At 46.3% G+C, this 26,274-nt stretch carries 32 protein-coding genes and 1 riboswitch; of the genes, 29 read left to right on the top strand and 3 right to left on the bottom strand.

The window, feature by feature from the left end:
- The first annotated feature begins 56 nt into the window (after nucleotides 1-56).
- From NYE54_RS23980 to NYE54_RS23950, 7 genes are all read left to right on the top strand, one after another.
- Nucleotides 57-872 carry a GNAT family N-acetyltransferase gene (locus NYE54_RS23980; protein WP_339266706.1) on the top strand — a complete coding sequence of 272 codons (816 nt, stop codon included), beginning with the start codon at nucleotides 57-59 and terminating at the stop codon, nucleotides 870-872.
- A 66-nt stretch (nucleotides 873-938) separates the two neighbouring features.
- The gene (locus NYE54_RS23975; protein ID WP_256720801.1) at nucleotides 939-1,436 is read left to right on the top strand and encodes an NUDIX domain-containing protein; all 498 of its coding nucleotides are present in this window, start codon (nucleotides 939-941) and stop codon (nucleotides 1,434-1,436) included.
- A gap of 52 nt (nucleotides 1,437-1,488) precedes the next feature.
- Complete coding sequence (locus NYE54_RS23970; RefSeq protein ID WP_339266704.1) at nucleotides 1,489-1,980, top strand: GNAT family N-acetyltransferase; 492 nt, start codon at nucleotides 1,489-1,491, stop codon at nucleotides 1,978-1,980.
- Nucleotides 1,981-2,050: 70 nt separating this feature from the next.
- Entirely contained in the window at nucleotides 2,051-2,515 is a 465-nt protein-coding gene (locus NYE54_RS23965; protein ID WP_339266702.1) for a GNAT family N-acetyltransferase, read from the top strand.
- Between the two features lie 69 nt (nucleotides 2,516-2,584).
- Nucleotides 2,585-3,043 (top strand): GyrI-like domain-containing protein, encoded by a 459-nt coding sequence (locus NYE54_RS23960; protein ID WP_339266700.1) that lies wholly within the window; start codon nucleotides 2,585-2,587, stop codon nucleotides 3,041-3,043.
- Nucleotides 3,044-3,320: 277 nt separating this feature from the next.
- Nucleotides 3,321-3,968, top strand: coding sequence for a FusB/FusC family EF-G-binding protein (locus tag NYE54_RS23955; protein WP_339266698.1), 648 nt, complete (start codon nucleotides 3,321-3,323; stop codon nucleotides 3,966-3,968).
- A gap of 96 nt (nucleotides 3,969-4,064) precedes the next feature.
- Nucleotides 4,065-4,589: a GNAT family N-acetyltransferase gene (locus NYE54_RS23950; RefSeq protein WP_339266696.1), complete on the top strand. Its 525-nt coding sequence runs from the start codon at nucleotides 4,065-4,067 to the stop codon at nucleotides 4,587-4,589.
- Nucleotides 4,590-4,726: 137 nt separating this feature from the next.
- Here the strand turns inward: NYE54_RS23950 and NYE54_RS23945 are convergent, their stop codons facing one another.
- From NYE54_RS23945 to NYE54_RS23935, 3 genes are all read right to left on the bottom strand, one after another.
- Complete coding sequence (locus NYE54_RS23945; RefSeq protein ID WP_339266695.1) at nucleotides 4,727-5,503, bottom strand: prolipoprotein diacylglyceryl transferase; 777 nt, start codon at nucleotides 5,501-5,503, stop codon at nucleotides 4,727-4,729.
- Nucleotides 5,504-5,601: 98 nt separating this feature from the next.
- Complete coding sequence (locus NYE54_RS23940; RefSeq protein ID WP_339266693.1) at nucleotides 5,602-6,402, bottom strand: M56 family metallopeptidase; 801 nt, start codon at nucleotides 6,400-6,402, stop codon at nucleotides 5,602-5,604.
- Nucleotides 6,399-6,830, bottom strand: a complete 432-nt coding sequence (locus NYE54_RS23935) for a BlaI/MecI/CopY family transcriptional regulator (RefSeq protein ID WP_076325813.1) — start codon at nucleotides 6,828-6,830, stop codon at nucleotides 6,399-6,401. The genes NYE54_RS23940 and NYE54_RS23935 overlap by 4 nt, the downstream gene beginning before the upstream one ends.
- Before the next feature lie 209 nt (nucleotides 6,831-7,039).
- Here NYE54_RS23935 and NYE54_RS23930 point away from each other — a divergent pair, with 209 nt between their 5' ends.
- The 22 genes from NYE54_RS23930 to eutH all read left to right on the top strand — a co-directional run bounded on the left by NYE54_RS23930 (nucleotide 7,040) and on the right by eutH (nucleotide 26,217).
- Nucleotides 7,040-7,546, top strand: a complete 507-nt coding sequence (locus NYE54_RS23930; protein WP_339266690.1) for a hypothetical protein — start codon at nucleotides 7,040-7,042, stop codon at nucleotides 7,544-7,546.
- Between the two features lie 98 nt (nucleotides 7,547-7,644).
- A complete protein-coding gene (locus NYE54_RS23925; RefSeq protein ID WP_339266689.1) occupies nucleotides 7,645-8,223 on the top strand; it encodes an HAD-IIIA family hydrolase in 579 nt (192 codons plus the stop codon).
- Nucleotides 8,210-8,779, top strand: a complete 570-nt coding sequence (locus NYE54_RS23920; protein WP_339266687.1) for a DinB family protein — start codon at nucleotides 8,210-8,212, stop codon at nucleotides 8,777-8,779. The genes NYE54_RS23925 and NYE54_RS23920 overlap by 14 nt, the downstream gene beginning before the upstream one ends.
- 55 nt (nucleotides 8,780-8,834) lie before the next feature.
- Nucleotides 8,835-9,377, top strand: a complete 543-nt coding sequence (locus NYE54_RS23915) for a DinB family protein (protein ID WP_339266685.1) — start codon at nucleotides 8,835-8,837, stop codon at nucleotides 9,375-9,377.
- Between the two features lie 193 nt (nucleotides 9,378-9,570).
- Nucleotides 9,571-9,724, top strand: a riboswitch (adenosylcobalamin (AdoCbl) riboswitch).
- A gap of 458 nt (nucleotides 9,725-10,182) precedes the next feature.
- Complete coding sequence (locus NYE54_RS23910; protein WP_076325818.1) at nucleotides 10,183-11,325, top strand: 1-propanol dehydrogenase PduQ; 1,143 nt, start codon at nucleotides 10,183-10,185, stop codon at nucleotides 11,323-11,325.
- Nucleotides 11,326-11,554: 229 nt separating this feature from the next.
- Nucleotides 11,555-11,911 (top strand): BMC domain-containing protein, encoded by a 357-nt coding sequence (locus tag NYE54_RS23905; RefSeq protein ID WP_076325819.1) that lies wholly within the window; start codon nucleotides 11,555-11,557, stop codon nucleotides 11,909-11,911.
- A gap of 12 nt (nucleotides 11,912-11,923) precedes the next feature.
- Complete coding sequence (locus tag NYE54_RS23900) at nucleotides 11,924-12,355, top strand: EutP/PduV family microcompartment system protein (protein ID WP_076325820.1); 432 nt, start codon at nucleotides 11,924-11,926, stop codon at nucleotides 12,353-12,355.
- An 88-nt stretch (nucleotides 12,356-12,443) separates the two neighbouring features.
- Nucleotides 12,444-13,016, top strand: coding sequence for an ANTAR domain-containing response regulator (locus NYE54_RS23895; protein WP_076325821.1), 573 nt, complete (start codon nucleotides 12,444-12,446; stop codon nucleotides 13,014-13,016).
- The gene (locus tag NYE54_RS23890) at nucleotides 13,009-14,433 is read left to right on the top strand and encodes a sensor histidine kinase (protein WP_339273637.1); all 1,425 of its coding nucleotides are present in this window, start codon (nucleotides 13,009-13,011) and stop codon (nucleotides 14,431-14,433) included. Before NYE54_RS23895 ends, NYE54_RS23890 begins: the two co-directional genes overlap by 8 nt.
- Nucleotides 14,434-14,581: 148 nt before the next feature.
- Nucleotides 14,582-16,012 carry an ethanolamine ammonia-lyase reactivating factor EutA gene (eutA, locus tag NYE54_RS23885; RefSeq protein WP_339266683.1) on the top strand — a complete coding sequence of 477 codons (1,431 nt, stop codon included), beginning with the start codon at nucleotides 14,582-14,584 and terminating at the stop codon, nucleotides 16,010-16,012.
- Between the two features lie 62 nt (nucleotides 16,013-16,074).
- Nucleotides 16,075-17,439 (top strand): ethanolamine ammonia-lyase subunit EutB, encoded by a 1,365-nt coding sequence (locus NYE54_RS23880; protein WP_339266682.1) that lies wholly within the window; start codon nucleotides 16,075-16,077, stop codon nucleotides 17,437-17,439.
- Nucleotides 17,440-17,457: 18 nt separating this feature from the next.
- Entirely contained in the window at nucleotides 17,458-18,411 is a 954-nt protein-coding gene (eutC, locus tag NYE54_RS23875; RefSeq protein ID WP_339266680.1) for an ethanolamine ammonia-lyase subunit EutC, read from the top strand.
- Between the two features lie 18 nt (nucleotides 18,412-18,429).
- Nucleotides 18,430-19,083 (top strand): ethanolamine utilization microcompartment protein EutL, encoded by a 654-nt coding sequence (eutL, locus tag NYE54_RS23870; RefSeq protein WP_076325825.1) that lies wholly within the window; start codon nucleotides 18,430-18,432, stop codon nucleotides 19,081-19,083.
- Nucleotides 19,084-19,094: 11 nt separating this feature from the next.
- Nucleotides 19,095-19,898, top strand: a complete 804-nt coding sequence (locus NYE54_RS23865; protein ID WP_339266678.1) for a BMC domain-containing protein — start codon at nucleotides 19,095-19,097, stop codon at nucleotides 19,896-19,898.
- A gap of 105 nt (nucleotides 19,899-20,003) precedes the next feature.
- The gene (locus NYE54_RS23860; RefSeq protein ID WP_339266676.1) at nucleotides 20,004-21,473 is read left to right on the top strand and encodes an acetaldehyde dehydrogenase (acetylating); all 1,470 of its coding nucleotides are present in this window, start codon (nucleotides 20,004-20,006) and stop codon (nucleotides 21,471-21,473) included.
- 91 nt (nucleotides 21,474-21,564) lie between these two features.
- Nucleotides 21,565-21,855, top strand: a complete 291-nt coding sequence (locus NYE54_RS23855; protein ID WP_076325828.1) for a BMC domain-containing protein — start codon at nucleotides 21,565-21,567, stop codon at nucleotides 21,853-21,855.
- Nucleotides 21,856-22,010: 155 nt separating this feature from the next.
- The gene (locus NYE54_RS23850; protein ID WP_339266675.1) at nucleotides 22,011-22,841 is read left to right on the top strand and encodes a cobalamin adenosyltransferase; all 831 of its coding nucleotides are present in this window, start codon (nucleotides 22,011-22,013) and stop codon (nucleotides 22,839-22,841) included.
- A gap of 13 nt (nucleotides 22,842-22,854) precedes the next feature.
- Nucleotides 22,855-23,481, top strand: a complete 627-nt coding sequence (gene eutD, locus NYE54_RS23845; RefSeq protein ID WP_098747745.1) for an ethanolamine utilization phosphate acetyltransferase EutD — start codon at nucleotides 22,855-22,857, stop codon at nucleotides 23,479-23,481.
- Between the two features lie 27 nt (nucleotides 23,482-23,508).
- Nucleotides 23,509-24,204: an ethanolamine utilization protein gene (locus NYE54_RS23840; protein WP_339266672.1), complete on the top strand. Its 696-nt coding sequence runs from the start codon at nucleotides 23,509-23,511 to the stop codon at nucleotides 24,202-24,204.
- 16 nt (nucleotides 24,205-24,220) lie between these two features.
- Complete coding sequence (locus NYE54_RS23835; RefSeq protein ID WP_076325832.1) at nucleotides 24,221-24,496, top strand: EutN/CcmL family microcompartment protein; 276 nt, start codon at nucleotides 24,221-24,223, stop codon at nucleotides 24,494-24,496.
- Nucleotides 24,489-25,034 carry a BMC domain-containing protein gene (locus NYE54_RS23830; RefSeq protein ID WP_215155574.1) on the top strand — a complete coding sequence of 182 codons (546 nt, stop codon included), beginning with the start codon at nucleotides 24,489-24,491 and terminating at the stop codon, nucleotides 25,032-25,034. Before NYE54_RS23835 ends, NYE54_RS23830 begins: the two co-directional genes overlap by 8 nt.
- A gap of 76 nt (nucleotides 25,035-25,110) precedes the next feature.
- Nucleotides 25,111-26,217, top strand: a complete 1,107-nt coding sequence (gene eutH / locus NYE54_RS23825; protein WP_339266670.1) for an ethanolamine utilization protein EutH — start codon at nucleotides 25,111-25,113, stop codon at nucleotides 26,215-26,217.
- Nucleotides 26,218-26,274 lie beyond the last annotated feature (57 nt).

The raw sequence follows: 26,274 nt of genomic DNA, 5'->3' as shown, positions 1-26,274 counted from the left end.
CTTATATGCTCCTTAATTCAGTATAATCAATAAATCATAGAATCGGGGATGTAACAATGATAACAGAACTGAATAAATCAGAGTTTTATAAAATAAGACACATTACGGATAAGTGTAAGAATATCGAGGTTAGGGCTGTGGTTAGCGGAAATAACCCGGGTGGGGTCTATGTAGATCATTCAACAGAACCCACAGCAGCATTCATTTGGATTGAAGGACAAAAAGGTTTTCAGATTGTTGGAGATCCGCAGAGTATATCTTTTTTAACAGGATTAGAAGAATACATGAGAAAGCATATAGAACCCAAACTACAGAAGCAAAATATTAATTGGGTCGAGATTGGCTTAGATCCTGATCCTTGGGATAAAACGATACAAAACATTTTTCAGCAGCGTAACATTTCGAGCGATACTCAACATGTGTTTACATTAAGAGGGAATCCTCAATCTATTGAATTTCAAGATCAAGAGGTGAATATTCAACGGATAAGTTGTGAGTTATTGAAGTCAAGGCGATTGGAAAACCATTCGTTTTTAGAAAGCAAAATATTACGGTTTTGGGATTCTACAGACTCTTTCTTAGAGCAAGGATTCGGATACTTTGTTGAGGATAATAACAATGTGGTGAGTTTATGTTTTTCAGCATTTGTTGTGGATAAAACGCATGCAATTGATATCGAAACTCTTGAACAGCATAAAAGAAGAAATTATGGCGCTGCAGTAGCTCGAGCATTTGTTCAGGAATGCCTACAACAAGGAATTCATCCTTACTGGGACTGTACTCCGGATAATACAGGGTCTATTCGACTTGCAGAGAAAGTTGGAATGTCCCTTGATTTTGACTACCAAATATCCTATTATGGTTTATCCTAATGGCATTTTAGAGAAACATCTCAGTTGATGAAAGGGTCTAAAGTTAAATTAGAGGAAGTGAGTAGTTTGGAATACCAGGTACCTAAACAATGTATTTCGGTTTCAGCTCTAGTCACTAATGATCGTGGTGAGGTATTGTTGCTTAGAACACATTGGCGTTCAGATACATGGGAAATGCCAGGTGGCAATGTTGAATTAGGGGAACCCCTTGATAAAGCAATTTGCAGAGAGTTTCTTGAGGAGACGGGCATCGTTATTAAGCCAATTGGTATAACCGGTGTTTATATGAATACAACAAAACAAGTTTTGTCTATATGTTTTAGAGCTCAATACATAAGTGGAGAAATTAAAATACAAGAAGATGAGATACTCGAAGCTAGATACATAAAAATTGATCAATCTAATATCGAGGAATACATAACGAGACCGCAGCAAAGATCTAGATTATTAGATGCGATGAATGCAGCATGTTTTGTGCCCTTTGAAGCTTGGGAAGCAAACCCCAATTATATGTTGTTACATAGATTGGAAGGTGGTTGGAAACCAGGTAAACCGGATCTTTAGGCCGAATCTATGAAACTTCCAGAAATAGTAGGATGATAAAAAAGGAGACGTTATGGAAATCGAACTTATTCCTGTTACAGTTCAAGAGAAAGAAAGATTATCAAACATGTATCAATTTTATCATTATGATTTTAGTCGATATACTAATGAGGATTTAAATGATGATGGAACATACGGGGTGAACATTGATTTCTATTGGGAAGATGACCCTAGATGGAACCCGTATTTCATAGTATCGTCAGGAGCAATTGTAGGATTCTTGGTTGTGCTTTTTGAAAACTTAGACACGGATCCAGACCCAACGCATGTAATTTATGATTTTATGATTTTGAAGAAATATAGAAGAAACGGGATCGGTCGCACTGCAGCTAAGCAGGCATTTGGGTTATTCAATGCAAATTGGAAAGTAGCTCAGATGGAGAGTAATATTTCTGCCATATCTTTTTGGAGAAAAGTAATCAGTGAATTTTCCAAGAATAATTACACGGAGAGATACATGGAAGATTCAAAGAAATACATTCAAGAATTCAGTACAAAGAAGTAACATCAGATAGTGTGTGGAGTTATTTGAAAGGCGAAGTGATTTTAATGAATTCTGGGGTGTTTCAATGATAATGAGAATTGCGACTAAGGAAGATATGGATCAACTCATTCAAATGAGATGGGATTTTACACTTGAGGACGATCTAGATGGAAAATTACAAAATGAAATCTATAGTGACTTTTACGAGGAGTGTTATGAATTTTTATTAGGTGCTTTTCAAAGTGATATTTGGGAAATATGGGTTGCTGAAGAAGACGGAATGGTCGTGTCCAACATATATATTGAACTCATTCACAAGGTACCGAGACCAGGAAGAATCACACATCCATTTGCATATATGACGAATGTATATACGAAACCTGATTATCGAGGTAAAGGAATAGGAAGTAAATTAATATCAAAAATCAACGAATGGGCAAAAGAGAACAAATATGAATTTATTATAGTATGGCCCAGTGATGGAGGGGTTAATTTTTACAAAAAGAATGGATACCAGCATTGCAAAGAACCAATGCAAAACATGCTCTGTGAGTAAAACAGCCGGTATGAGTTCTAGAAAGACGAAGCGTGAAGGTAATCAATTCAACGAAAGAGAGTGAGCCCTATGAAAGTAGTCGAGCTCCATGAATTGAAGTTAGTCGGAATAAGAGTGGTATGTTCAGGTGACCAGTATGTCAATGAGATCCCCAAGGCTTCTGTTAAACTTAAAGAAAGATTGCATGAGATTCATGACGTTGTAACACCGGCAAGACTTGTCGGTGCATTCTTCGTTGAGGAAGTATCAGAAGAAGAAGATGGTTATTGGGTATGTGTTGAGGTAAATGAAATCAAAAAGGTTCCTGAAGAGATGGTTTCTTTAGTCATTCCAAAACAAAAATATGCAGTCCAACGACATCAGGGGCCTAATTATGAAATTAGAGATACATATGAAAAGCTCCATCACTGGATACGAGAAAATAACCATGAACGATTGCTGAGATCCTGGCATCTGGAGATTTCGGATGAATGGGGACAAGGGAAAGTGGATGATATTGAAGCAGACTTGTATGACACCATTAAATAGATTTGAAGTTTGAGAAAGACGGTGTTTCATTCCAACGGAATAAATTGCGCCATCTGGCACTTGCTGTTATAATTTTGCGTATGATATGTGATTGGGGGTTATACTGATGGCAATACCGAATTGCTCATTAGCTAGGAAGTCCTCATGCAAAGCCTGATCTGGGGCGATACTTTGCGTGGGGTGCGATAGATGAATTCGATCGCCCAACCTTAACTTTATCGTTTCTAATAACAGGCTTTGCACCTTCATTTTTAATAAAAATAAGGGGCTGAAAGCTATGAGTACACCATTTATTAGAAACCACCAGTTTAATGTGATTAAAAAACAATCGGAGTTCCTTCTGAAAACATTGCGCACGGTCGCGGATCGAAAGGTTTTGGAAACGGTTAGATATCGTGCCGTAACGAACGCTATGGAAGCATTTCCGTCTTTGACAGAGGATCAGAAGCGGATGCTGAGCGAAATATCAACCATCGAGAGGGCCGAGGATTTCCAGAAATATCTTAACGCATTAGAACCCTATCTGGAGCCTTATCCGACGATTACGCTGAAACAGATTCAGAAGCTATTTCCTAAAAATAAGAAACTGAAAGTTCCGGATCTGCAATCGATCGATTTTCGATATGTAACGTATTTAGGCTGGGTGGACATTGCCACTAACAAGTTATTTATCGTATATCCGTTCGAAGGAAGATTCATCGGGATCGAGGGGAGAATCACCCCAACCAACAAGAAAGGGTACTGTCTGTTCTGCAACCGGCATCAAGAGCTTGCCTTGTTCTCGGTCAAGACCAAGCCAGCCGTCGCTTCACCAGATAATCTTTCTTTCATTGGCCAATACGTATGTTTGGATAGCCAAGCATGTAATCACAGTATTACCGATACAGGGGCACTTGAGAAGTTCCTTCTCTCCGCCAGCAAGTAAACACAGTAACTAGAATAGGCTGCCTTTAGGGGCAGCCTATTTTGTACTATGTTCCCGTTTGAAGGACATAAAATGCCAAGAAAGGACGTTCAACATATGAACCATGTAAGATTAGTTAAGCCTCAGCTAGAGCTTGAAGAAGAATATTTATCATTTTATCAAGAATGGAAAGAATCCGGTGAGAATATGATCCCCTGGGTCATAAGCAAGGATCCAAGTGATTTTCAGGGAATGTTGAAGGAACTCTCTAATCAAGAGAAGGGTATTGGTGTAAAGGAAGGCTGGGTCTCCGATTCAACCTTTTGGTTGGTCGATCATCATCATAGAGTATTAGGTGCGGCTAATATTAGACATCAATTAACCGAACATTTATATAATGCTGGCGGGCATATTGGCTATGGAATCCGCCCGTTGGAAAGATTGAAAGGCTATGCGACTAAACTATTGGAATTGTCCTTGATTGAAGCTAAGAAACTGGGGATAAACGATGTATTAGTTGTCTGTGATGCCGGTAATGTGGGATCGGAAAGAACTATTATCAAGAACGGTGGGAGGCCGGATACAGATTACATAGAGGAAGATGGAAACGTAATTAAAAGATATTGGATTAAGATTACGTGATATTAGAGATCAAGATCAGTTTCTACAAGAAGACAGGATATACTATCGGGGCTCAGTTTTTTCATTTTTTAAGGCTGAGCCCCGCCATGTATCTAACGCTTTTACTCTAGGGAAGAAAACACGATATAGTGAAGGGCTCAAGATTGTCCGTATCTTATATCGTGATCTTTTTTGGGAGCCTTAGTCAAGAATACGATGCAAGTGACCAAAATAACAGCTAGTGCGATCCACTGCGAAGTAGCGAGGGCACCGAACTGTCCTCGGATGATATCGCCTCTGAAAAATTCGATAATAAATCTCCCTGAACTATAAAAAATGAGATATAGACCTGCTATTAGGCCGTTAGGCCTTTTTCTTCTTGCAATGTAGATTAATATAAAAAAAATGGAAAAGCTGAGTAAGCTCTCTAATATTTGTGTAGGAATGAGTTTGACATCATTCGGGGCAAGCTCGGATTCGTGAAACGTAATTCCAAACCAACCATCCGTTTCTTCACCATAACAGCAGCCGGCGAGAAGGCAGCCAATTCTTCCAAAGCCTTGCGCTAATGCAAGGGAGGGTACAAAAAGGTCAAGATATTTTAGAAAGTTTATCTTTTTCTTCTTACTATAGACATAACCAACCCCAATTCCCCCGATAATTCCACCGTATACCACAAATCCTTCCGAAAAATTCAGAACCAATGAAGGATCATGGATGATATTATTTATTTGGGTTATCCAAAACAAAAGCTTAGCTCCGATCAATCCGCCTAATAAGCTCCAGAAAGTTAGAGAGGAAACATGAGAAAGTTCCAGTTGCCTAGGTGCGGTTCTATTAACAACGATCTTGTAAGCGGTAAGGATTCCGATTGCGATCATCAATCCATATCCATAAATGGTCACAGGTCCGATACGAATGAGTTCATTGTGCATATGTTCATACCCCCCTCATAGATTCCCGGATAAAATATTCTGTTTATGCTCGGTGTGATCAAACTACATGATGTAGTATAATAATTCAAAAAAAGGGATTACGAATCCCCGGTCAACATAAAGAGTAGCAAAATGGAGCAGGATCTCAGAAAAGGCTTCAGCAGGGCTAGCGGAACATTCACCCCTCTGTCAGGCTCAAGAACCTGCATGACCCGGTATTGCAATGTCGTATCCGTAAAATGAACGGCAGCCTCATAACGCCGAAGCTTACCAAGTTGGGCTAATTTTAATAAGACACTGCCTAAATACAGCTCCGTGCCCATCTTTCGGATGGCGAATCGGTCAGCAAACAGCTCTTGCCACGTCTGATAGTACCGAAGAATCGGTTTAACGATTGGTAAATAACCAAAGGCGTCTGCCAGCAGGGTCGAAAAGAACGATTTTAAACCATCATGATTGCGACAGTGATATCGTTCATGCAGTAAAATTGCCTTTACTTCCTTGTCATTAAACATCTCTAAAACCGTAGTGGACACGACAATTTTCGGTCGCAGAAGACTAATTGTCAGAGCCACAAAGGCATTGTCCTGTACAACGATGATTTCCGTTCCCCAGCCGCGGTACTTGTAATTCAGGCGCTTGGATAATTTATCGTGCCTGTTGGCACGGAAGTGCTTTAACCATTTATGCGATAAAACCAATTGCCGGGTACTTCGCCAAATGAGCTGAACAATTGTATATACAATGACAATGTCGATTAAGGCGTAATTCAGAACGGGACCTTGAAATATTCCGCTTCGGACCTGGTAGGTAATGAATATTCCCATATGTACGATAACAACAGAAACGAATACGATCATCAGTGCATAGGTACATCTTAGCCGTGTGGTGGGATTCATTGCTTTTTCCCGTGTCTGATATCGTTTAATTTACGCTCCAGCTTTGCGATCACCTCGGGATCGACATCATCCAGCGCATCGATCATATGGTTCACGACCAAGCTCCCATACTCTTGAATGAGTCCCTGCGACACTTCCTTTGTCTGTTCGGTGAGAAATTGCTCCCTTGACTGCAGCGGACTGAACTTGGCTGCCCGTGTCCGGCCGGTTCCCGTCATCGTCTTTGTCAGCAGGCCTTTATCCAGAAGACGATTCATGACGGTCATCACCGTATTGATCGAGATCGGACTCTCCTGATTCAGGATCGACTGGACTTCCTTGATACTAAGCGCTTCCGAAGACCAGAGAATATCCATAATTCGAGACTCCAGTGGTCCAAAAAATCGATTCAGGCCTTCACCATCGATATTCATTTTTTTAATCTTCATTCCTATTCCACCTCATACTACATATCGTAGTATGGTTGTGGATAAAAGTCAACTTCCTTCAGCCAGTGCCTAGCCTGGGGGACCATGGAGTGTCCCGGTACATGCGAAGCGTCAGTGGCAAAAGGTTTTTTGCCGTGCAGTCGAGAATGAAGAATATAGCAATTGAATTATAAATCAAGAATAAACGGATTATTCGGGAGGAAGATAGCGTGAGCGATAGATTTGAGTTAAAACACGTAGGAATAGAAGATCCTTCAGAGGAAACCGGCATGTCTGGGTTTGGGTATCTTGCGTTGTTCGAATGTGAAGTTGAATATCGTTTTAGCACGGAAGACATGAGTGTGGAAGAAGCGGAAATTTACATACAAGATCTGTTGAATCAGCTGCCGGATGAAAACATAAACGAAATATGCAAGAAAGCATGCGCGTGGAAAAATCTCAAAATGTCTAGCGATACGGCTGATTATTCTCCCGGCTTAGAGGGAGTGTATGGAGAGGATATTTTGAAGTTTATGTCCGTAGGGGAAGTTGACCTTTATCGAAATCCTTGTGATCGAAACGATAATACATTCGGAGCAATCTTGGGTGGAGGTACAGCGTGGGACTCCGAAAATGGTATGGAAATTCTGATACGGGGCAGTAAGGTTCTTGAGGTGCGCGAGTATTTAGGCTACGGCGCATATGCTATTTGGAGCGAAACCGACGAAATTGAGTGAGAAAGCGATATGAATCGGCCAATCAGTGATGTTTAAATCGTCCTGTACATCCTGTACTATCCAACGCAAAAAATGAATAAGGAAAGGAGCATAACTAATTGCTAGAGCTCTCAAGACAAGCTGTTTTCATTGACAGGGACGGAACACTTGGAGGAACCGATCGGGTTGTTTTGCCCAGTGAATTTGAGCTATTTCCACAAGTACAGGATTCGATTCGTTCACTCAGAGCCGCAGGCATGCTTGTTTGTTCATTTACGAATCAACCTGGAATTGCTCGTGGCGAAGTAACACAGGACGAATTCGAATCGGAATTATTAGCCTTTGGTTTTGATAAGATCTATCTTTGTGCTCATGAGCATGGAGCGGGTTGTCCGTGTAGAAAGCCATCCGCAGGGATGCTGATGAAAGCCGCGGAAGAAAATAATTTGGACTTAGGGGAGTGCTTTGTCATAGGGGATAGATGGACGGATATGGTTGCTGCCAAAGAAGCCGGTTGTAAGAAAGTGCTAGTGAAGACGGGAGCTGGCCTCAAAGAACTGGAAAAATATAATAACAACGAGTATTTCGGCAAATGGAAAGAAGCGTATCCTGATTTTATCGCGACAGACTTTAATGAAGCCGTTACATGGATATTAGGAAGAGGCTATAAAGGGAGGGTTCTCCATGGATTTGAGTGAAAGAAAACAGTGGAATGAAAATCACAAAAAGCTAACCCAGATAATTCTGGATCCGGCTAAGCATCAAAGTGCGGTTGACCTATTCTTACAGCAGCATCGCTTGTTACATTCATCAAGAATGAGCCATTCACCCATTGCGACCCTTGAGGATGAGTTAGTTAAAGATCTACAAGAGGAAACATTCCGCCAATATCCAGTTAAGGCTCCTGATACAAAAAACTCAATAATATGGCATATGTGGCATATCACGCGTATTGAAGACATGACGATGAGCGTGCTCGTAAATAACGATGTCCAAGTATTGCATTCAGGTCAATGGAACAAGAAACTCCACATTGATGATGTTCATTCTGGAAATGAAATGACGGAAGCAGAAATCGCTAATTTGAGTGCGGCTCTTGATATTGGTTCTTTATTAGCTTATCGAAGTGAAGTTGGGCGAAACACTCGTGAAGTCATATCCCGTTTATTGCCAGGCGACTTTAAGCAAAAAGTTGAAGCGGCAAGAATTCATGAACTTAAAGTACAGCATGCGGTTAAGGAAGAAGCATCGTGAGTCCAAATAGTGAGGCCGGGATGCTATTTATTTTTACAAGGGAGGTTGTGTTAGGATGTTGTACGATTTGCCAGGCGAAGAGAATATGTCAACGATCGTGGGAATGTTATATAGCGCTGTCAGAGAGAACAGCCAACGGCTAAAGTCCATATCAGAGGGCATGGCCCAAGAGGAAATAGACTTCAAGGGACCTTGTGACAATTTCAATAGTGCCGCTCAGTTAATAAAACATATCATGTACGTCGACCTGAACTGGGTATATAGGATTAAAGGTGAGGCGCTTCCCCAGTCATTCATAGATGAATACGGCCCAATGATCGATGAACATAACAGGCTGCCGATGGTCAAAGGAATGTCTCTGGACACGCTTATATCTAAATATGAAGTTGTACTCAGTATGTTGAAGGATGTATGTACGCAGTTAACGGATGCCGATCTGGATCGCATCGTTACATTCGGACACGAGAATGAAAAGCAAGCCACCATCCGGTGGGGTTTATGGCATATGGCCGACCATAACCGTTATCATCAAGCCCATATTAATCAGCTTAGAAAGTGGTACTCTGAGCAGAAGAAGACATGGATCATGAATAAATGAATGGGAAAACCATTTCCTTGTTTGTCTTTCTGAGACAATTCACCGTATCTACGCTGCAGCGTTCGTCCCTTGGTCTGCCCGAGGCATTTTATTTTATTTGAGTTTCATTCGGTCAATCATTTTTTTAAGGTTTATATCGCCAAACGCGTCGTTTGTGCTATAATGATGTCGAATGGGCAACTATTCGCGTCATGTACAATAGAAAAAGTTATAGGTAATGGAAGTTTGGTGCAAATCCAACACGGTCCCGCCACTGTGATAGACCGAATGATCGGTCTTAAGTCAGGTCTTTTGCCTAATAACTTTGGAGAGACCAGTCATTTCGAGGCGAAAATGGCTGGTTTACAAGTCTAGTGACGTTTCTCGCCTCGCTAGGCTTTTTTTAATTGCAGCAGAGGCTGCCGACGATGTTGTCGGCCACAGCCGGGTGTTCGCCGCCGAATATATACAATGAGGTATAGCTCGCAAACGGGGAGATTCTTCAAGGACGAAGAAGCACGTGCACTATGGGGTGCATATCCCTTTTTTTTATTGATAGAGGCTGTTCCCAAAGTCCGCTTTTGATGACCGACCTTTTTGAACAGGCACTTATAAAATCGTGCCGTTAATGTGTCTGATCTAAGGACAAGTTCCGGAAGCGGTTGACGAAGATCGGAATGACGGTGTACAGTATATATGCAAAACTAAATGATAAGAAGCTGCACAATGGCGTGCATACATGATAACAAGCAAAGAGGCTTTTGAAGGGGATTTCCCTTTGAATGGCCTCTTTTTTTGTTGCAATTACTTCTTGGAGGTGCTTTACATGGATAAACTTTCGATTAAAGCCGACCTCTATATGGGGCAAGGCGCGATGGATCGTCTAACAGAGTGGCAAAACAAACGTATGTTCATCGTCACAGATCCATTTATGGTGAAGTCGGGCATGATTAACATGGTGTTTGATCGCCTGCACAGCAGTAACGAGCAATATGTTTTCAGCAATATCGTGCCTGATCCGCCGATTGAAGTCGTCACGGAAGGTGTCGAGGCGCTCTGTGCGTTCAACACCGATCTAATCATTGCCATTGGCGGCGGTTCTGCCATTGATGCCGCTAAAGCGATGAAGCTGTTTACGAAAAAGCTGCTTGACCAGCGAGATATCCCGTTCATTGCAATCCCGACGACAAGCGGGACGGGTTCTGAAGTTACGTCATTCTCCGTTATCAGCGACAAAGAAAAAAACATCAAATATCCGCTTGTATCCGATGACATGCTGCCGCAAGAAGCGATTCTCGATCCTGAGCTCGTCAAAAGCGTGCCGGACTTCATTACGGCCGATACCGGACTGGATGTGTTGACGCATGCCATTGAAGCCTATGTATCCACCAAATCCAATGATATCTCCGATGCACTGGCGGAGAAGGCAATGAAGCTGGTCTTTGCTTATTTGCCGCGAGCTTATAAGGACGGAAATGATCTTGAGGCGCGCGAAAAAATGCATAATGCATCCTGCATCGCGGGGATGGCGTTTAATATTGCGTCTCTGGGATTGAATCATGGGATCGCGCATGTGGCGGGAGCCAAATTCAAAATTGCCCACGGACGCATGAATGCGATTCTTCTTCCGCATGTCATCGAATTTAATGCCGATTACAAGCCGGGTTACGGCAAGGAAGAAAGCAATAGAGCGGCGGTTCGGTATGCCGAAATTTCCAAAAGCTTGGGGTTATCCGCACCCAATGCGAAGAGCGGCGTCCGTAGTCTCGTACAGGCAATCAAACTGCTGCAGAAGCAATTGAATATGCCGCAAACGCTGCGTGAATGCGGTGTGGATCAATCGCTGTTTGGAGAGATGAGAGAGTCGATCGCCGAAGGCGCGCTGAAAGACGGATGCACGGCAACAAATCCACGCGTTCCTACGGCAGAGGACGTGCTTCAAATTTTGAACAAAATGTTTCAATTCTAAGATCGAGTCGAAATTTGACGGATTTCGTATTGACATCGCTTGCAATATTCAAATATAGTGAAAGTAACACAATGGCGTGTTGCATACAAATCAAAGCAAAGTGGCTTCTTAAAAATTCCGCATGGACTTTTAAGGGGCTTTTATTGTTTTTTTGCAGGTTTTCTTATCAAAAGTAGACTTTTTGAACAACCTCTTTTAGTGTTTTCGATACGAGAGTGAGATGAGGAGTATGGAACAAGGAGCCGAGAAACAACGTGTGATTCAGGAGTATGTGCCTGGCAAACAGGTCACGCTCGCTCACATTATCGCGAACCCGAACCCGGACATTTACAAGAAGCTGGGACTCGGAAACGAAGCGCATCAGTCCATCGGCGTTATGACGATCACGCCAAGCGAAGCCTCCATCATTGCAGCGGATATCGCTACAAAGGCGGCTGGCGTACAAATCGGCTTTGTCGACCGTTTCAGCGGTTCACTCGTCATTACGGGCGATGTATCATCAGTAGAATCTGCGATCAGCGCAGTGCTGCATGGATTGCAGAATATATTGGGCTTCTCGGCAAATACGAATATTACGAGAACGTAGGAGAAGCTTATGATGAAGAAAATTATTTTTGCCGGAAGTACAGGATCGGGCAAAACCACGCTGTGCCAATGGCTGCACGGTGAGGAGATTGCCTATAAGAAAACGCAAGCCGTTGAAAATTTCGATCAGGCGATCGATACGCCGGGCGAATGCATCGAGAACCGGTATTTATACAAAATGCTGTTAGTATCCAGTGTAGATGCCGATGTCATTGGGCTGGTTCAGGATTGCACGAAAGAAGACAGCTATTTCCCGCCGGCTTTTGCAACGGTATTCGCCAAGCCGGTTATCGGAGTGGTAACGAAGGTGGAACTGGCCAAGTCGCAAGAAGAAATCGCGCAGGCCAGAGCGCATTTAATGGCGGCCGGCGTGGAGCGGATTTTTGAAGTCTCGACGATCGAGAACGTGGGAGTGGATGCTCTTCGGGATTATTTGAGGGCGTAAACGACTTGGATTCTAGTTCAAATGCAAGCGGGGCTTATCGATAGACAAGCGACAAGCAAATAACGACAGACAATGAGGTGCATGACGCATGAATGGAAAAATTGTAATAGTCGATGACGAACCTATTACAAGAATGGATATTCGTGAGATGCTAGAAGAGGCTAACTACAATGTAGTAGGCGAAGCTTCCGATGGCTTTGAAGCTATCGAATTATGCAAGAAGCATCTGCCTGACCTCGTCATCATGGATGTTCAAATGCCCATTTTGGATGGGCTCAAGGCGAGTAAAAGAATTCTTTCAGAACAGCTGGCGGGCGGGATCATCCTTTTGACCGCCTACAGCGACAAACAGACGATTGAAAAAGCATCTTCTGTCGGTGCGCTTGGTTACTTGGTAAAGCCGCTTGATGAAAAGTCGTTCATTCCTATGGTGGAAGTCACGATAGCCAGAGGCAAGGAATTCCGAAAGCTGGAACAAGATCTCTCAAAGCTGACGCAGAAGATGGAAGAACGCAAAGCGGTCGAGAAAGCGAAAGGCATATTGATGAGAGAAAATGGCTACACGGAAGAGGAAGCCTATCAAATCTTACGAAAACTCAGCATGGATCGGCGATGTCCTCTGATTGAAATTGCTAGTACCATCGTCATTTCCTATGATTGATTTCAAAGAACGGATCAGGCAGCTTTGCAGCCTTCACACCGGATTGTCGGAAGAGGATATAGTCCGGATCTGCGAAATAGCGGAGTCATTTCAAATGACCGAGGTAGAGGATGATGTGTTCATCGACGTATTGTCGAGCGTGGCAAGCGAAGCCATCGTGGTCTATCATCGTCGTCCATGTGAAGGCAAATCGGTATATTATTTTCCGGTTACGGGGGAGAAGGCGCTGCGCGAGAATGAACCTGGCGTCCTGCGGACGCTTGAAACAGGCATTATGTCGCAGGGGCTCGTCGCCAGGACGCAGGAGAATCATCTGGTTCGGCAAACGGTATATCCTATTAAAAATCAAAGCGGCGTCATTGCCGTTCTGATCTATGAAAAAGATGTCCGCGACAATATACAAGCCCACTTCAACAGGCAGAGAGCGTCATGCGAGGATGGGGAGATGTCCTCGATGCTGGGGGCTATGCTGCAGTTCAAGGATTCGATTATCAATCAATTGGAAGACGCCGTTCTGGTGTTCGATAAATATGGGTTTTTGAAGCTGAAAAATGAACAGGCGGACGTATATTACAGACAGCTTGGTTATTTGGAAGATATCCAAGGATTGCATTATGATAATTTGTCGCTTGATCAGACGATGTTCTCCGAGGTCATGAGCCAGCATTCATCTTCGCTATGTTGTCCGCTTACGGTGGAAGTGAAAGCCGCCGGACGTTACTATCAGGTGAAACGCTTGTTCATTGAGGAAAAGGATTTATGCGTAGGCGTTATTCTGCATGATATAACCGAGATTAGAAACAAGGAAGCTGAGATCGTTTCTAAATCGGTTGCCATCCGCGAAATTCATCACCGGGTAAAAAACAATTTGCAGATGGTAGCGTCTCTGCTGCGCATTCAGGGGCGGCAGTGCAAAAGCCCTGAGGCCAAGAAATGCCTTGATGACAGTGTCAGTCGCGTGCTCGCGATCGCCGCAACCCATGAATTGCTGTCGACGGAGATCGAAGCCGAAGTGGATCTCATGGATGTTATACGATTGATTGCATCCAATATCGAACGCTGTTTTGTTGATTGCCGCGCCGTCAAGGTGGAGATTGCTTCAGAGCAAAACATTTGCTTGGACAGTGATCGGACCGTAACTGTCGCGCTGATTGTAAGCGAACTGCTACATAACAGTTATGAACATGCGTTCGGCGATTGTTCGGAGGGAAGAATTTCCGTCAAGACAAAAGTAGAAGGCGAGCTGGTGACGGTCGTCGTGGCAGATGACGGAGCCGGGTTCGTTGTCGGGGAAACTTCGCATAAAAGCTTGGGGCTGACGATTGTCCGCAGCTATGTTAAAGACAAGCTGAAAGGTAAGCTTTCGATCGTATCCGGCGATACGGGCACAACAGTGACTTTTACGTTCAAAAAATAATATCATCGGACTACAAGGGCGTAGTCTTCGAAGCAATGAGGCTTAAAGTAAACCTTCCGGTATATCTGGAAGGTTGTGACTTTAAGCCTTTTTGCACTCTTCAAGTTGTAGTCCGAATGATAAGAAATCAAGCCAGGGGGTGAACAAAGTGGAAGAACAATTGCTCAGCGTTGGCATCGATATGGGAACTTCTACGACCCAACTGGTGCTGTCTAAGCTCCATATTCAAAACATGGCTTCTTCGTTTTCGGTGCCTCGCTTGGTTATTACGGACAAGGAAGTGGTCTATCGAAGCGACATTTGTTTTACACCCGTGTTGGAAGATAACCGGATCGATATGTTGAAGATTCAGTCCTTCGTGCAGGAGCAATACGAGAAGGCAGGCATCCGCAAGGATGAGATCCAGACAGGAGCGGTCATCATCACGGGTGAGACGGCACGCAAAGAGAATGCGAATGAAGTCGTGCTCTCGCTAAGCGGCTTTGCCGGTGATTTCGTCGTCGCAACCGCAGGGCCGGATCTGGAGAGCATTATTGCCGCCAAAGGCGCGGGTGCACATTCGTATTCCAAAGAGCATTCCACCTGCATCGCCAACATCGACATTGGCGGCGGTACAAGCAATTTGGCATTATTCGCCGATGGCGAACTGTTGGATACGGGCTGCCTCGATATTGGGGGGCGCCTGATCAAGGTTGATCAAAGTTCGCATGAAATCACGTATATCGCGCCTAAAATCAAGCAGCTTGCCGAGCGAAGGGGATTCCGTCTTGCTATAGGCCAGCGGGTCACTCCAGATGATCTTCAGCCGATTATCGGGGAAATGGTCAAGCTGCTCGAAGAAAGCGTCGGCCTCAGGCCACCGGGAGACTTCTATAACACCATCGTCACCAACAAAGGGCTGAAGCTGGACCTTGCGATTCCGTGTATTTCCTTCTCAGGAGGGGTTGCAGACTACATTTATCATGAATCCACAGGAGACGTATTCGAGTTCGGAGACATCGGTATATTGCTTGGAAGAGCCATCGCCTCTTCTCCGCTAACGCAGCAGCTAACCGTTGCCCGTTCAGCCGAGACCATCCGGGCTACCGTTGTCGGAGCAGGATCCCATACGACGGAGATCAGTGGAAGCACGATTACCTATACGGATGAAAGTTTCCCGATCAAGAATTTACCGATCTTGAAGCTTTCTGTGGTCGACGAGTCCGGAAGCAGTGAGCAGTTGGCAAAGGCCATCACCGATAAGCTGGATTGGTTCAAACTGAACAATGATTTGCAGCGGGTGGCCATTGCGATTGAAGGAAAGAAAAATGCAAGCTTTCAGGAGGTTCAGAAATATGCCCAAGGTTTGTACAAAGGGATGTCTGAACTGCTGGAGCGGGAGTATCCGCTCATCGTAATTGTTCATCACGATCTGGCGAAGGTGCTGGGGCAAACATTGTACGCGTTGCTGAATTACAAGAAAGATGTCATCTGCATCGATAGCGTACAGGTAGACAATGGCGACTATATCGACATCGGCAAGCCGATTGCGGGTGGCAAGGTGCTGCCTGTCGTTATTAAAACGCTTGTTTTTCACTAAGAGTCGCACATTAACGATTCGAGTTTCATCTATTCGAGCTGCAAGTGGAAGGAGGAGCTTTTGTGATTTTAAAAACGAAATTGTTTGGGCGAGTCTATCAATTCAAGACGCTCATGGATGTCATGGCAAAAGCCAATGAAGAAAAGTCGGGGGATACGCTGGCCGGATTGGGAGCCGCTTCGGCAGAAGAACGCGTAGCCGCCAAGGTAGTTCTTTCCCAGATCAAATTGTCGGACCTGCGCAATAATCCGGCGGTTCCTTACGAAGAGGACGAAGTAACACGTATCATTCAGGATGCCGTGAATGAGCGCATTTACAGTGAAATTCAAAACTGGACCGTCGAAGAGTTGCGCGAGTGGATTTTGAATGAGAACACAACGGAAGGCGACATCAAGCGCATCTCCCGTGGACTGACAGCAGAAATGATCGCTGCGGTTGCGAAAATCATGACGAACCTTGACCTGATTTACGGGGCCAAGAAAATTCGGGTTACGGCGCATGCCAATACGACGATCGGGCGTCCGGGCACGTTGTCGGCACGGCTGCAGCCGAATCACCCGACAGATGATCCCGACGGTATCATGGCTTCCCTAATGGAAGGCCTGACTTTCGGGATCGGGGATGCGGTGCTTGGCCTCAATCCGGTCGACGACTCCGTAGAAAGCGTGACGCGTGTCCTGAAACGGTTCGAGGAGTTTCGGCAAAAGTGGGAAATTCCTACGCAAACCTGCGTGCTCGCTCACGTTACGACCCAGATGGAAGCTGTTAAGCGCGGCGCGCCCACAGGACTTATTTTTCAATCGATCGCAGGTTCGCAGAAAGGGAATGAGGCGTTTGGCTTCAATGCGGCCACGATTGAGGAAGCGCAGCAGCTTGTGCTGAATCAAGGCCAGGTGGTTGGGCCAAATGTAATGTATTTCGAGACGGGGCAAGGCTCCGAACTGTCTTCCGAAGCTCATCATGGCATCGACCAGGTGACGATGGAAGCACGCTGTTACGGTTTCGCGAAGCGGTATAACCCGTTCCTTGTCAATACGGTTGTCGGATTCATCGGGCCCGAGTATTTGTACGACGCGAAGCAGGTTATCCGTGCCGGCCTGGAAGATCACTTCATGGGCAAGCTGACAGGCGTTTCGATGGGCTGCGACGCTTGCTATACGAACCATATGAAGGCGGATCAGAACGACTTGGAAAACCTGGCGGTTCTCCTGTCTACAGCAGGCTGCAACTTCTTCATGGGTATCCCGCATGGCGACGATGTCATGCTCAACTACCAGACGACCGGATATCATGAAACGGCAACGCTGCGTGAATTGCTCGGTTTGCGTCCAATTCGGGAGTTCGAGCAGTGGATGGAGAAAATGGGCTTTATCGAAAACGGCAAACTGACCAAAAAAGCCGGGGATGCGTCAGTATTTCTCAAGTAAGGAAAGGAGGAAGCTCACATGAACGAGAAAGATCTGAAATCGATGATTGAATCGATTTTGAACGAGATGGTAGGAAACAAGGCAGAGCAAGAAGTTGCTAAGCCTGTTGAAACAGCGACAGTTGCAGCACCGATTGCGCATAACGCGGAGCCGCACGAAGGTGGACTTGTACAGAAAACTGTACCTGAGGAAGCACAAGAGGACGACGGTGAATGCTTGGATGATATCACGGAAATTAACCTTCGCAAGCTGCTGCTCGTGCCTGATCCGGCGGATCGCGAAGGATACATGAGAATGAAAGCAAAAACGCCGGCCCGTCTTGGCGTTTGGCGCGCAGGTCCGCGGTACAAGACGTTTACATCGCTGCGTTTCCGCGCTGACCATGCCGCTGCTCAAGACGCCGTGTTCTCCTATGTATCCGAAGATTTCGTCAAGGAGATGCACCTTGTGCCTATCGCCACCAAGTGTCAGGACAAGGATGAATATATTACGCGTCCGGACTTGGGACGTCAATTCTCGGATGAGACCATCGAGTACATCAAGCAGCACACGACCAAGCAGGCCAAAGTGCAAATCATGGTTGGAGACGGCTTAAGTTCGGCAGCGATCGAAGCCAATTTGCGGGATATCATTCCATCCATTACGCAAGGTCTTAAGATGTATGGCATCGATGCAGGCAATATCCTGTTCGTCAAGCATTGCCGTGTTCCTTCCATGGACGTCATTGGCGATGTAACGGAAGCAGATGTGGTTTGCCTGCTGGTCGGCGAACGTCCGGGGCTTGTAACGGCAGAATCCATGAGTGCCTACATTGCTTATAAACCAACAGTGGGCATGCCTGAAGCAAGACGTACCGTTATTTCCAACATTCATTCCGGCGGTACCCCTGCCGTAGAAGCAGGGGCGCATATTGCCGAATTGATCAAGACCATGATTGATCGCAAAGCATCAGGTATTGATTTAAAACTATAGGAAAGGCTGGAGGCACGTATGAGAAACGAACCGATTCATGCACAAGTGCTCGGGATGAAGCTCATTTCCAACGTAAGCCTGGATATGGCAAACAAGCTGGAGTTGAAGCCGCACCATAAAAGTTTGGGTATCATTACTGCTGACATTGATGACGTAACTTACGCAGCACTGGATGAAGCAACGAAAGCAGCCGCTGTGGATGTTGTGTATGCAAGAAGCATGTATGCCGGATCGGCTAATGCTTCAACGAAGCTGGCAGGTGAAGTCATTGGGATTCTGGCTGGGCCAAATCCCGAGGAAGTACGCAGCGGCATGAACGCTGTCGTTGATTTCATCGGAAGCGGCGCTCATTTCGTTAGCGCCAATGAGGATGACAGCATCACCTATTTCGCCCACTGCGTATCCCGAACAGGCTCCTATTTATCCGAGACGGCGGGGATCCAAGAAGGTGAGGCGCTCGCTTATTTGATCGCTCCGCCGCTGGAAGCGATGTATGCGATCGATGCAGCACTGAAAGCCGCCGATGTTACGATTGCAACCTTCTTTGGCCCACCGTCCGAGACCAACTTCGCTGGCGCACTGCTGACAGGCAGTCAATCGGCCTGCAAGGCAGCATGTGACGCTTTCGCGGACGCTGTCCAATTCGTTGCGGATAACCCAACGAGTTATTAAGGTAGCGGACCATGAGATATAGCGCGTTAGGGCTAGTTGAAGTCAGAGGGTATCTAGGTGCAGTCGCCGCAGCGGATGCCGCATTAAAGGCGGCAAGCGTTACCTGTATCGGCATGGAGATCATCGGTGGTGGACTGGTGACCGTCAAACTGGATGGAGATGTCGGAGCGGTGCAGGCTGCTGTTGAGGCGGGAGCGGAGATGGCGAAGCAATTAGATGTGCTGCTGACCCGCCATGTGATTGCTAGAATGCATGAAGAAACGGCAGTTTTGGTGGAAGAACAGGATGATTCTGACGAAAGTCCGCTTCAGGCAGTCGCAACCATGGATGAACAGGCGCAGGAACAAACGACAGAAGCAGCTGAAGACGGTGCTGAACAAATCGCTGTACCCAACGACGCTGTTGACGAGGCCGTACACCTTGCCATCAAAGAAACTGCCGCTTCTAAAGATTTGGCGGAAGAAGGGGCAAGTTCAGAAGAACTCAAAGCGGCAGATACGGCTTGGCCGCAGGCATTAAAGACAAATGGAGCGAATGCTGCTGGGTCCCAGCCGGAGCGGAAACCTTCACCGATGAAGAAAATTCAAACTCAAGCGGAGGAGAAATCCACACCCGACGTCAGGGAAACAGAAGAAACAAAAGCCGCAGTAAAGCTTGTCACTGAGCAGAAGGATGCCGATGATCAGGCAGCAACACCGGATAAGAAGCAGGCCGATGCGCCAAAGAGCAAGCACAATGACAGTAAACTCCGTGAGCAACCGAAGCAAAAATCGGCAGCCAAGTCCGGCAAGAAGTCAAAAAGGGCAAGCTCATAGGAGAAACATCTATCGATGAAAATGCAAAGAAGACCGACCGCTTTTACTAAAGAAAACAAATACACATCTATCGATGTAAAAACGCAGTAGAGAGAAGGAATATTGATGGAAACATTGGATAAAGACCTGAGATCCATTCAAGAAGTCCGTGATCTGATCAACAAAGCCAAGGAAGCGCAAGTTAAGCTCGCCGCCATGACGCAAAAGCAAATCGACGCGATCGTCAAAGCGGTTGCCGATGCCGGATACAACCATCGCGAGAAGCTGGCGAAGATGGCCAATGAGGAAACTGGCTTCGGCCGCTGGCAGGACAAGGTCATCAAGAATGCTTTTGCTTCGCAGCAAGTCTACGAGTCCATCAAGGACATGAACACCGTTGGCATCTTGAAAGATGACAAAGAGAATAAGTTGATGGAGGTAGCTGTCCCAGTTGGTGTCATTGCCGGTCTAATTCCATCCACCAACCCGACTTCGACGGTTATCTACAAAACGCTCATTGCGCTTAAAGCAGGAAACAGTATCGTGTTTTCCCCGCATCCGAATGCGCTTAAGAGTATTCTGGAAACGGTGAAGGTCATTAACGAGGCAGCTGTGCAAGCAGGATGCCCAGAAGGTGCCATTGGCGTCATGACGGTTCCGACAATTCAAGGAACAGATCAATTGATGAAGCATAACGATGTCGCCTTGATTCTAGCAACAGGCGGAACGGCGATGGTCAAAGCCGCTTATTCATCCGGTACGCCGGCAATCGGTGTTGGTCCAGGCAACGGCCCTGCCTTTATCGAGAAGAGTGCGAATATTCCGCTTGCAGTCAAACGCATCATGGACTCCAAAACTTTCGATAACGGCACGATTTGCGCTTCGGAGCAATCCGTCGTCGTCGAAGCATGCAGCAAGGAAGCGGTTGTGGCTGAATTCAAAAAGCAAGGAGCTTATTTCCTTTCCGCAGAGGAAGCCGATCAGCTTGGCAAATTCATTATGCGGGCCAATGGCACCATGAACCCGCAAATCGTTGGACGCAGCGTAGATCATATCGCAAAACTGGCGAATCTGAATATTCCTGCTAGAGCTCGCGTGCTGATCGCCGAAGAAACCCGCGTGGGACGCAATGTTCCATATTCACGAGAGAAATTGGCTCCAATTCTGGCTTTCTACACAGAGGATAGCTGGGAAGCTGCATGCGAACGCTGCATCGAAATTCTGAATGGAGAAGGCGCAGGCCATACGATGTGCATTCACTCCGAAAATGAAGAGATTGTACGCCAGTTCGCTTTGAAAAAACCGGTATCCCGTTTGTTAGTCAATACGCCGGGTACGCTTGGCGGCATCGGCGCAACGACAGCACTTGCACCAGCGCTTACGCTTGGTTGCGGTGCGGTTGGCGGAAGCTCCACATCCGACAACATCAGTCCGCTTAATCTGCTTAACATTCGCAGAATCGCTTATGGACTAATAGAAATGGAAGATTTGGCAGACCGAAAGGAAGAATCGCAGCCGAAAGCCGCATGCAGCCTTCCGGAAGACAAAGAACAACTTATCGACATGATTGTGGCACGTATTCTTGAAAAAATGTAAGTTTTCGTAGATTTCATCGGCAAGACGAGCAATCCATTATTGGTAACCCTAAAATTCATTATAAATACAAATTATTAGGAGGAATTTTATCATGGCAAACGCAAACGCATTGGGAATGGTAGAAACTAAAGGTTTGGTAGGAGCAATCGAGGCAGCAGACGCAATGGTGAAAGCAGCGAATGTTACACTGATCGGCAAAGAACAAATCGGAGCAGGTCTCGTAACGGTTATGGTTCGCGGCGATGTGGGCGCTGTTAAGGCAGCTACCGACGCAGGCGCAGCTGCGGCAGAACGTGTTGGCGAATTGCTTTCGGTACACGTGATTCCAAGACCTCATGCCGAAGTGGACGCAATCCTGCCTAAAACCACAAAAGCAGAATAAAACTACTCTGACAAGCCGGACGAGGAAGACAGCAGAATGCGGGCACTTCGCCCGCATTCCACTTCTGACTATGGCGATTTATCCTGGCTTGTAACAGTTCGGACGATCGCGTAAGGAAATATGAACACGCATTCGCCTTAGAAGGATGTGAAAACATGGCTGTGATTACGGAAAGCGAGCTGCGCAAGTATTTTCGAAATCGGAATTTGAAGGATGCTGCCGTTTATGAGACGGCTGCGGGAACGATACTGACGCCATCAGCCAAAAGCTTTTTGACCGATCATCAGATTGAACTGCGGTATGTGACAGCTTCTGAGACGGATAAGGATACGGTAAAGGAACCGGTACCGGCACCAGCGCAAGAATCGATGCTGCAAAACGAAGTTAAGCTTCAAGTGACGACCAACCTGGATGTTGAACCAGCAACCGGCGGGAAAAAGCGATTTCGAACGCTGTACGGCGGATTTTTGGAAACGAAGCCTGAGCATATGACCCATTTGTATGGAAATATGCTCGTTTTTAAGGATCATCCACGGATATTATTCCGCGGCAAGCTGGACTCATTGGAAACAAAAATATTGGAAGCACAAATCAGCTGCTTCAAGCTGAATATGACCAAGTTGGTCAACGATTTGGAAGAGATTTTGCAATTCGTTAGGCGGATCGTACGGTGCGAAGTGCTTAGCGAAAGCATTGAAGAATTCCATTTGCTTGGGCTGAACCCCAAGGAACTCAGGGAGCAATCCCATTTTCCCAAGAAATACTTTGGACTGGAACATTTTCAACCCAGCTATGATATGGGCGAAGCGGTTGTTGTCATAAATGCGTTACGCACATTGACGAGGGAGACGGAACTGCTGGCTTATCAAGCCTTCAAGAAGGAACATGGAGATGTAGAGCGTGAAGATATCATTCGATCACTGAACAGGCTGTCTTCCTTGTTCTGGATTATCATGTTCCGCATCCGTGTTGGAGAGTACAACTGATGAGGTGACTAAGGTGGATAACCAACTGGTAGAGAGCATCATTAATGAAGTGGTTAAGCGGGTGCAGGATGAAACCTGTTTCGAAATCGAAGCATCCGGCAAGCATGTGCATTTGAATCGGGAAACGATCGATGCCTTGTTCGGCAAGGGATATCAGCTGACGAAAGCCAAGGATCTTTCCCAGCCGGGGCAATATGCTTGCAAAGAACGTGTGACGCTGATCGGGCCCAAGGGCTCTTTGCATAATGTCGTCGTGCTGGGTCCGGAACGCAAAGAATCGCAAGTAGAGGTATCGCTCACAGATTCGGTTGTGCTCGGAATATCTGCTCCGGTAAAAGAAAGCGGTAAGTTGGAAGGAACCCCGGGAATCGTCATCGCTTCGGGCAGCAATATGATTCGGCTCGATCGAGGATTAATCGCAGCACAACGTCATATTCACGTGAAAGCGGAGGATGCGGAGAAATACAACGTAAAAAACGGCGAAATCGTACAGGTAAAAGTGTATGGCAAACGTCCGCTTATTTTTGACGATGTGCTGGTTCGAGTGAGCCCGAACTTTGAGACCTACATGCATATTGACTACGACGAAGCAAATGCATGCGGCTTTACGAAAGGTACGAAGGGGAAAATTTTGAAGTAGGGCATCCAGGTTTAGGAGCGTGAAAAAATGAACATAGAAGCTCTGGATCGGGCAGCGATTATCGAAACCGTAACGGCTGAGGTGATGAAACGGCTGGAACTGGCACAGACGGAGAAGCCGGATGTATCCAAAAAGCAAGCGGTTCTTCTGACTGTGGAACCGCTGCCGGAACTGGAAAATAAGCTGAAGCCATATTATGAGGTGCGTTATTACGATGAGGCGCTCAGAGATTGTGATGTGCTGATTATTCCTACAATATGTATTCAGCTGTTATCCCACCTTGCGAACGGCATAAGCGCAGGCCCGCGTGAACGGTTCGTGCTCACGATGCTGCTGAAGGGACGAAAGGTGATTGCGTTCGAGGAAGGATTGCTTTACCGAAAATACAAGTCAACGGCCCCAGTTTTGCTGTACAAAATGTACGATGAATTTACAGACAAGCTGAGCGATTACGGAATCCGGATGGTCAAAGAAACGGAAATGCTTGCGGCATGTATGGAGGAAGGGCGGCTTAAGGATATGACTCAGGTTGAGCCTCATACCGAATCCGTTTATGCACCGCATGATGCGGAAGTATTGAGCCGCAAAGTCATTACCGAAGCGGAAGTGAAAAAGCACCGTCTGCAGAACCGGACAGAGATCGTGATAGACCGGCATAGTATCATTACGCCGCTTGCTCAGGATTACTTACGCATGCAGCAGATGCAGATACGTAGAAGATAACGGGCGAGGTGAACTTATGATCATGGGACAAGTTATGGGAAGCCTGTGGGCTACCCGCAAGGATAATAAGCTGAACGGGATGGCCTTCCTCGTGGTCAAACCGTTATCATATGCCAAAGAACCCGTCACACGTGAATATTTTGTCGCTGCGGATAATGCCGGGGCGGGCATAGGGGATACGGTATTGGTAACGACCGGAAGTGCGGCCCGAACATCGTTTGCCAATGGAGACGTACCCGTTGATGCGGTCATCGTAGGGATCGTCGATTCGATCGAGGTGACACATGATTAGTGCAATAGGCGTTGTTGAGATGCGCAGCATTAGTAAAGGTTACGAAACAGCGGACCAAATGCTGAAGACTTCGCCTGTTGAGGTGCATCATATGAAGCCGATCTGTCCGGGCAAATTTCTGATCGTCATGAGCGGGGATACCGCAGACGTACAGGCAGCGATGGAGACAGCCAAGGTGGAAGCCGGCGACTTCCGGATCAGCGACTTTGAACTGCATGGCGTACATCCCGATATCATCGATGGATTGAAACGCCGTCCTTCCTCCCTGCCTGTGAATGCGCTTGGCATTGTGGAGACGGCTACGGTGTCTCCCGGCATTTTTGCATTAAATGAAGCTTTGAAGCAATGCGACATTCATGTGAAAAAAATGAATCTTGGCATGGCGATTGGGGGAAAGTTTCTCGCCGTGTTCACAGGAAGTGTCAGCGATGTGGAGCAGGGGATGAAGGTGTTTGTATCCTCCATGGATCCAAAGCGGATCATTCATCATGCGGTGCTTCGTTCCCCGTCCGAAGAAATCATACAACACTTCCGGTAGGGAGTTTTCAGGGCACGATGGTCAATGAAAACCATTTGCTTTGGATCATATAGCGATAGAATGGGGGAGCATGTACGTGGAGATTAATGAAATTATCATATACGGCATGGTTATTTTCATGATTCTCGGTGCCATCGATAAGTGCATTGGGTACAAGTTTGGATTGGGACATCAATTCGATGAAGGGATTATGGCCATGGGTTCGCTTACGCTCGCCATGGTGGGGATCATCTGCCTGTCTCCGGTCCTGGCCAAAGTGCTAAGTCCGGTCGTCGTTCCGATATACAGCGCATTGGGAGCAGACCCCGCCATGTTTGCGACTACATTGCTGGCGAACGACATGGGCGGCTTCTCGCTGGCACAGGAACTCGCGCAGAGTCCGGAAGCGGGATTATTCGCAGGAACGATCCTGGGGGCTATGCTTGGCCCTACGATTGTATTCATCATTCCGGTTGCACTTGGCATTATTAAAAAAGAAGACCAGAAATTTTTGGCTACCGGCGTGCTGGCCGGTATCGTAACTATACCGCTCGGTTGCTTGATTGGCGGATTGGTTGCCGGTTACTCGATCACAATGATTTTGTCCAACCTAGTTCCAATTATTTTGTTTGCTGTACTTATCGTGCTGGGATTGTGGAAATTTCCGCAGGGTATGATCAAAGGGTTCACGGTTTTTGGGCAGTTCATCGTCATCGTCGCGACATTGGGACTCGCAGCTGGCATCACGCAGCAGTTGACGGGGATTACCATCATTCCAGGGCTTGCTCCGGTTGAAGACGGAATCAAAATCGTTGGCGATATTGCTATTGTACTCGCCGGCGCTTTTGCGATGGTATTTGTAATTACGAAAGTATTTAATAAACCGCTTATGAAGCTGGGCAAGTTGCTTGGCATGAATGAGATTGCGGCAGCCGGGCTGGTTGCGACGCTTGCTAACGTCATACCGATGTTTGGCATGATGAAAGACATGGATGCGCGGGGCAAGGTCATCAACGTCGCATTTGCCGTGTCGGCCGCATTTGTATTCGGCGATCATCTTGGTTTTACGGCTGGGGTCGCGAAGGAAATGATTTTCCCAATGATTGTCGGGAAGCTTGTTGGCGGAATTACGGCGGTGGTTGTAGCCCTGTTTTTGGCTAAGAAGATGGCTCCGGAACCGAAGGAAGAACTTCAGGAGTCATAATAGCGTTTTTTTTCAGAATATTATTTTTACGGATGCAGGTTTCTATCTAATCCTCTC

Origin of the sequence: Paenibacillus sp. FSL K6-1330 (assembly GCF_037976825.1) — a bacterium.
In the GTDB taxonomy this organism is placed as follows: domain Bacteria; phylum Bacillota; class Bacilli; order Paenibacillales; family Paenibacillaceae; genus Paenibacillus_AQ.
This window is presented reverse-complemented; position numbering and strand designations above follow the sequence as displayed.

Coding starts and splice junctions, on each gene's coding strand:
- NYE54_RS23980 (WP_339266706.1), top strand. CDS start 57: ATGATAACAGAACTGAATAAATCAGAGTTTTATAAAATAAGACACATT.
- NYE54_RS23970 (WP_339266704.1), top strand. CDS start 1,489: ATGGAAATCGAACTTATTCCTGTTACAGTTCAAGAGAAAGAAAGATTA.
- NYE54_RS23965 (WP_339266702.1), top strand. CDS start 2,051: ATGAGAATTGCGACTAAGGAAGATATGGATCAACTCATTCAAATGAGA.
- NYE54_RS23960 (WP_339266700.1), top strand. CDS start 2,585: ATGAAAGTAGTCGAGCTCCATGAATTGAAGTTAGTCGGAATAAGAGTG.
- NYE54_RS23955 (WP_339266698.1), top strand. CDS start 3,321: ATGAGTACACCATTTATTAGAAACCACCAGTTTAATGTGATTAAAAAA.
- NYE54_RS23950 (WP_339266696.1), top strand. CDS start 4,065: ATGAACCATGTAAGATTAGTTAAGCCTCAGCTAGAGCTTGAAGAAGAA.
- NYE54_RS23945 (WP_339266695.1), bottom strand. CDS start 5,503: ATGCACAATGAACTCATTCGTATCGGACCTGTGACCATTTATGGATAT.
- NYE54_RS23940 (WP_339266693.1), bottom strand. CDS start 6,402: ATGAATCCCACCACACGGCTAAGATGTACCTATGCACTGATGATCGTA.
- NYE54_RS23935 (WP_076325813.1), bottom strand. CDS start 6,830: ATGAAGATTAAAAAAATGAATATCGATGGTGAAGGCCTGAATCGATTT.
- NYE54_RS23920 (WP_339266687.1), top strand. CDS start 8,210: ATGGATTTGAGTGAAAGAAAACAGTGGAATGAAAATCACAAAAAGCTA.
- NYE54_RS23915 (WP_339266685.1), top strand. CDS start 8,835: ATGTTGTACGATTTGCCAGGCGAAGAGAATATGTCAACGATCGTGGGA.
- NYE54_RS23910 (WP_076325818.1), top strand. CDS start 10,183: ATGGATAAACTTTCGATTAAAGCCGACCTCTATATGGGGCAAGGCGCG.
- NYE54_RS23905 (WP_076325819.1), top strand. CDS start 11,555: ATGGAACAAGGAGCCGAGAAACAACGTGTGATTCAGGAGTATGTGCCT.
- NYE54_RS23900 (WP_076325820.1), top strand. CDS start 11,924: ATGAAGAAAATTATTTTTGCCGGAAGTACAGGATCGGGCAAAACCACG.
- NYE54_RS23895 (WP_076325821.1), top strand. CDS start 12,444: ATGAATGGAAAAATTGTAATAGTCGATGACGAACCTATTACAAGAATG.
- NYE54_RS23890 (WP_339273637.1), top strand. CDS start 13,009: ATGATTGATTTCAAAGAACGGATCAGGCAGCTTTGCAGCCTTCACACC.
- eutC (WP_339266680.1), top strand. CDS start 17,458: ATGAACGAGAAAGATCTGAAATCGATGATTGAATCGATTTTGAACGAG.
- eutL (WP_076325825.1), top strand. CDS start 18,430: ATGAGAAACGAACCGATTCATGCACAAGTGCTCGGGATGAAGCTCATT.
- NYE54_RS23865 (WP_339266678.1), top strand. CDS start 19,095: ATGAGATATAGCGCGTTAGGGCTAGTTGAAGTCAGAGGGTATCTAGGT.
- NYE54_RS23860 (WP_339266676.1), top strand. CDS start 20,004: ATGGAAACATTGGATAAAGACCTGAGATCCATTCAAGAAGTCCGTGAT.
- NYE54_RS23855 (WP_076325828.1), top strand. CDS start 21,565: ATGGCAAACGCAAACGCATTGGGAATGGTAGAAACTAAAGGTTTGGTA.
- NYE54_RS23850 (WP_339266675.1), top strand. CDS start 22,011: ATGGCTGTGATTACGGAAAGCGAGCTGCGCAAGTATTTTCGAAATCGG.
- NYE54_RS23840 (WP_339266672.1), top strand. CDS start 23,509: ATGAACATAGAAGCTCTGGATCGGGCAGCGATTATCGAAACCGTAACG.
- NYE54_RS23835 (WP_076325832.1), top strand. CDS start 24,221: ATGATCATGGGACAAGTTATGGGAAGCCTGTGGGCTACCCGCAAGGAT.
- NYE54_RS23830 (WP_215155574.1), top strand. CDS start 24,489: ATGATTAGTGCAATAGGCGTTGTTGAGATGCGCAGCATTAGTAAAGGT.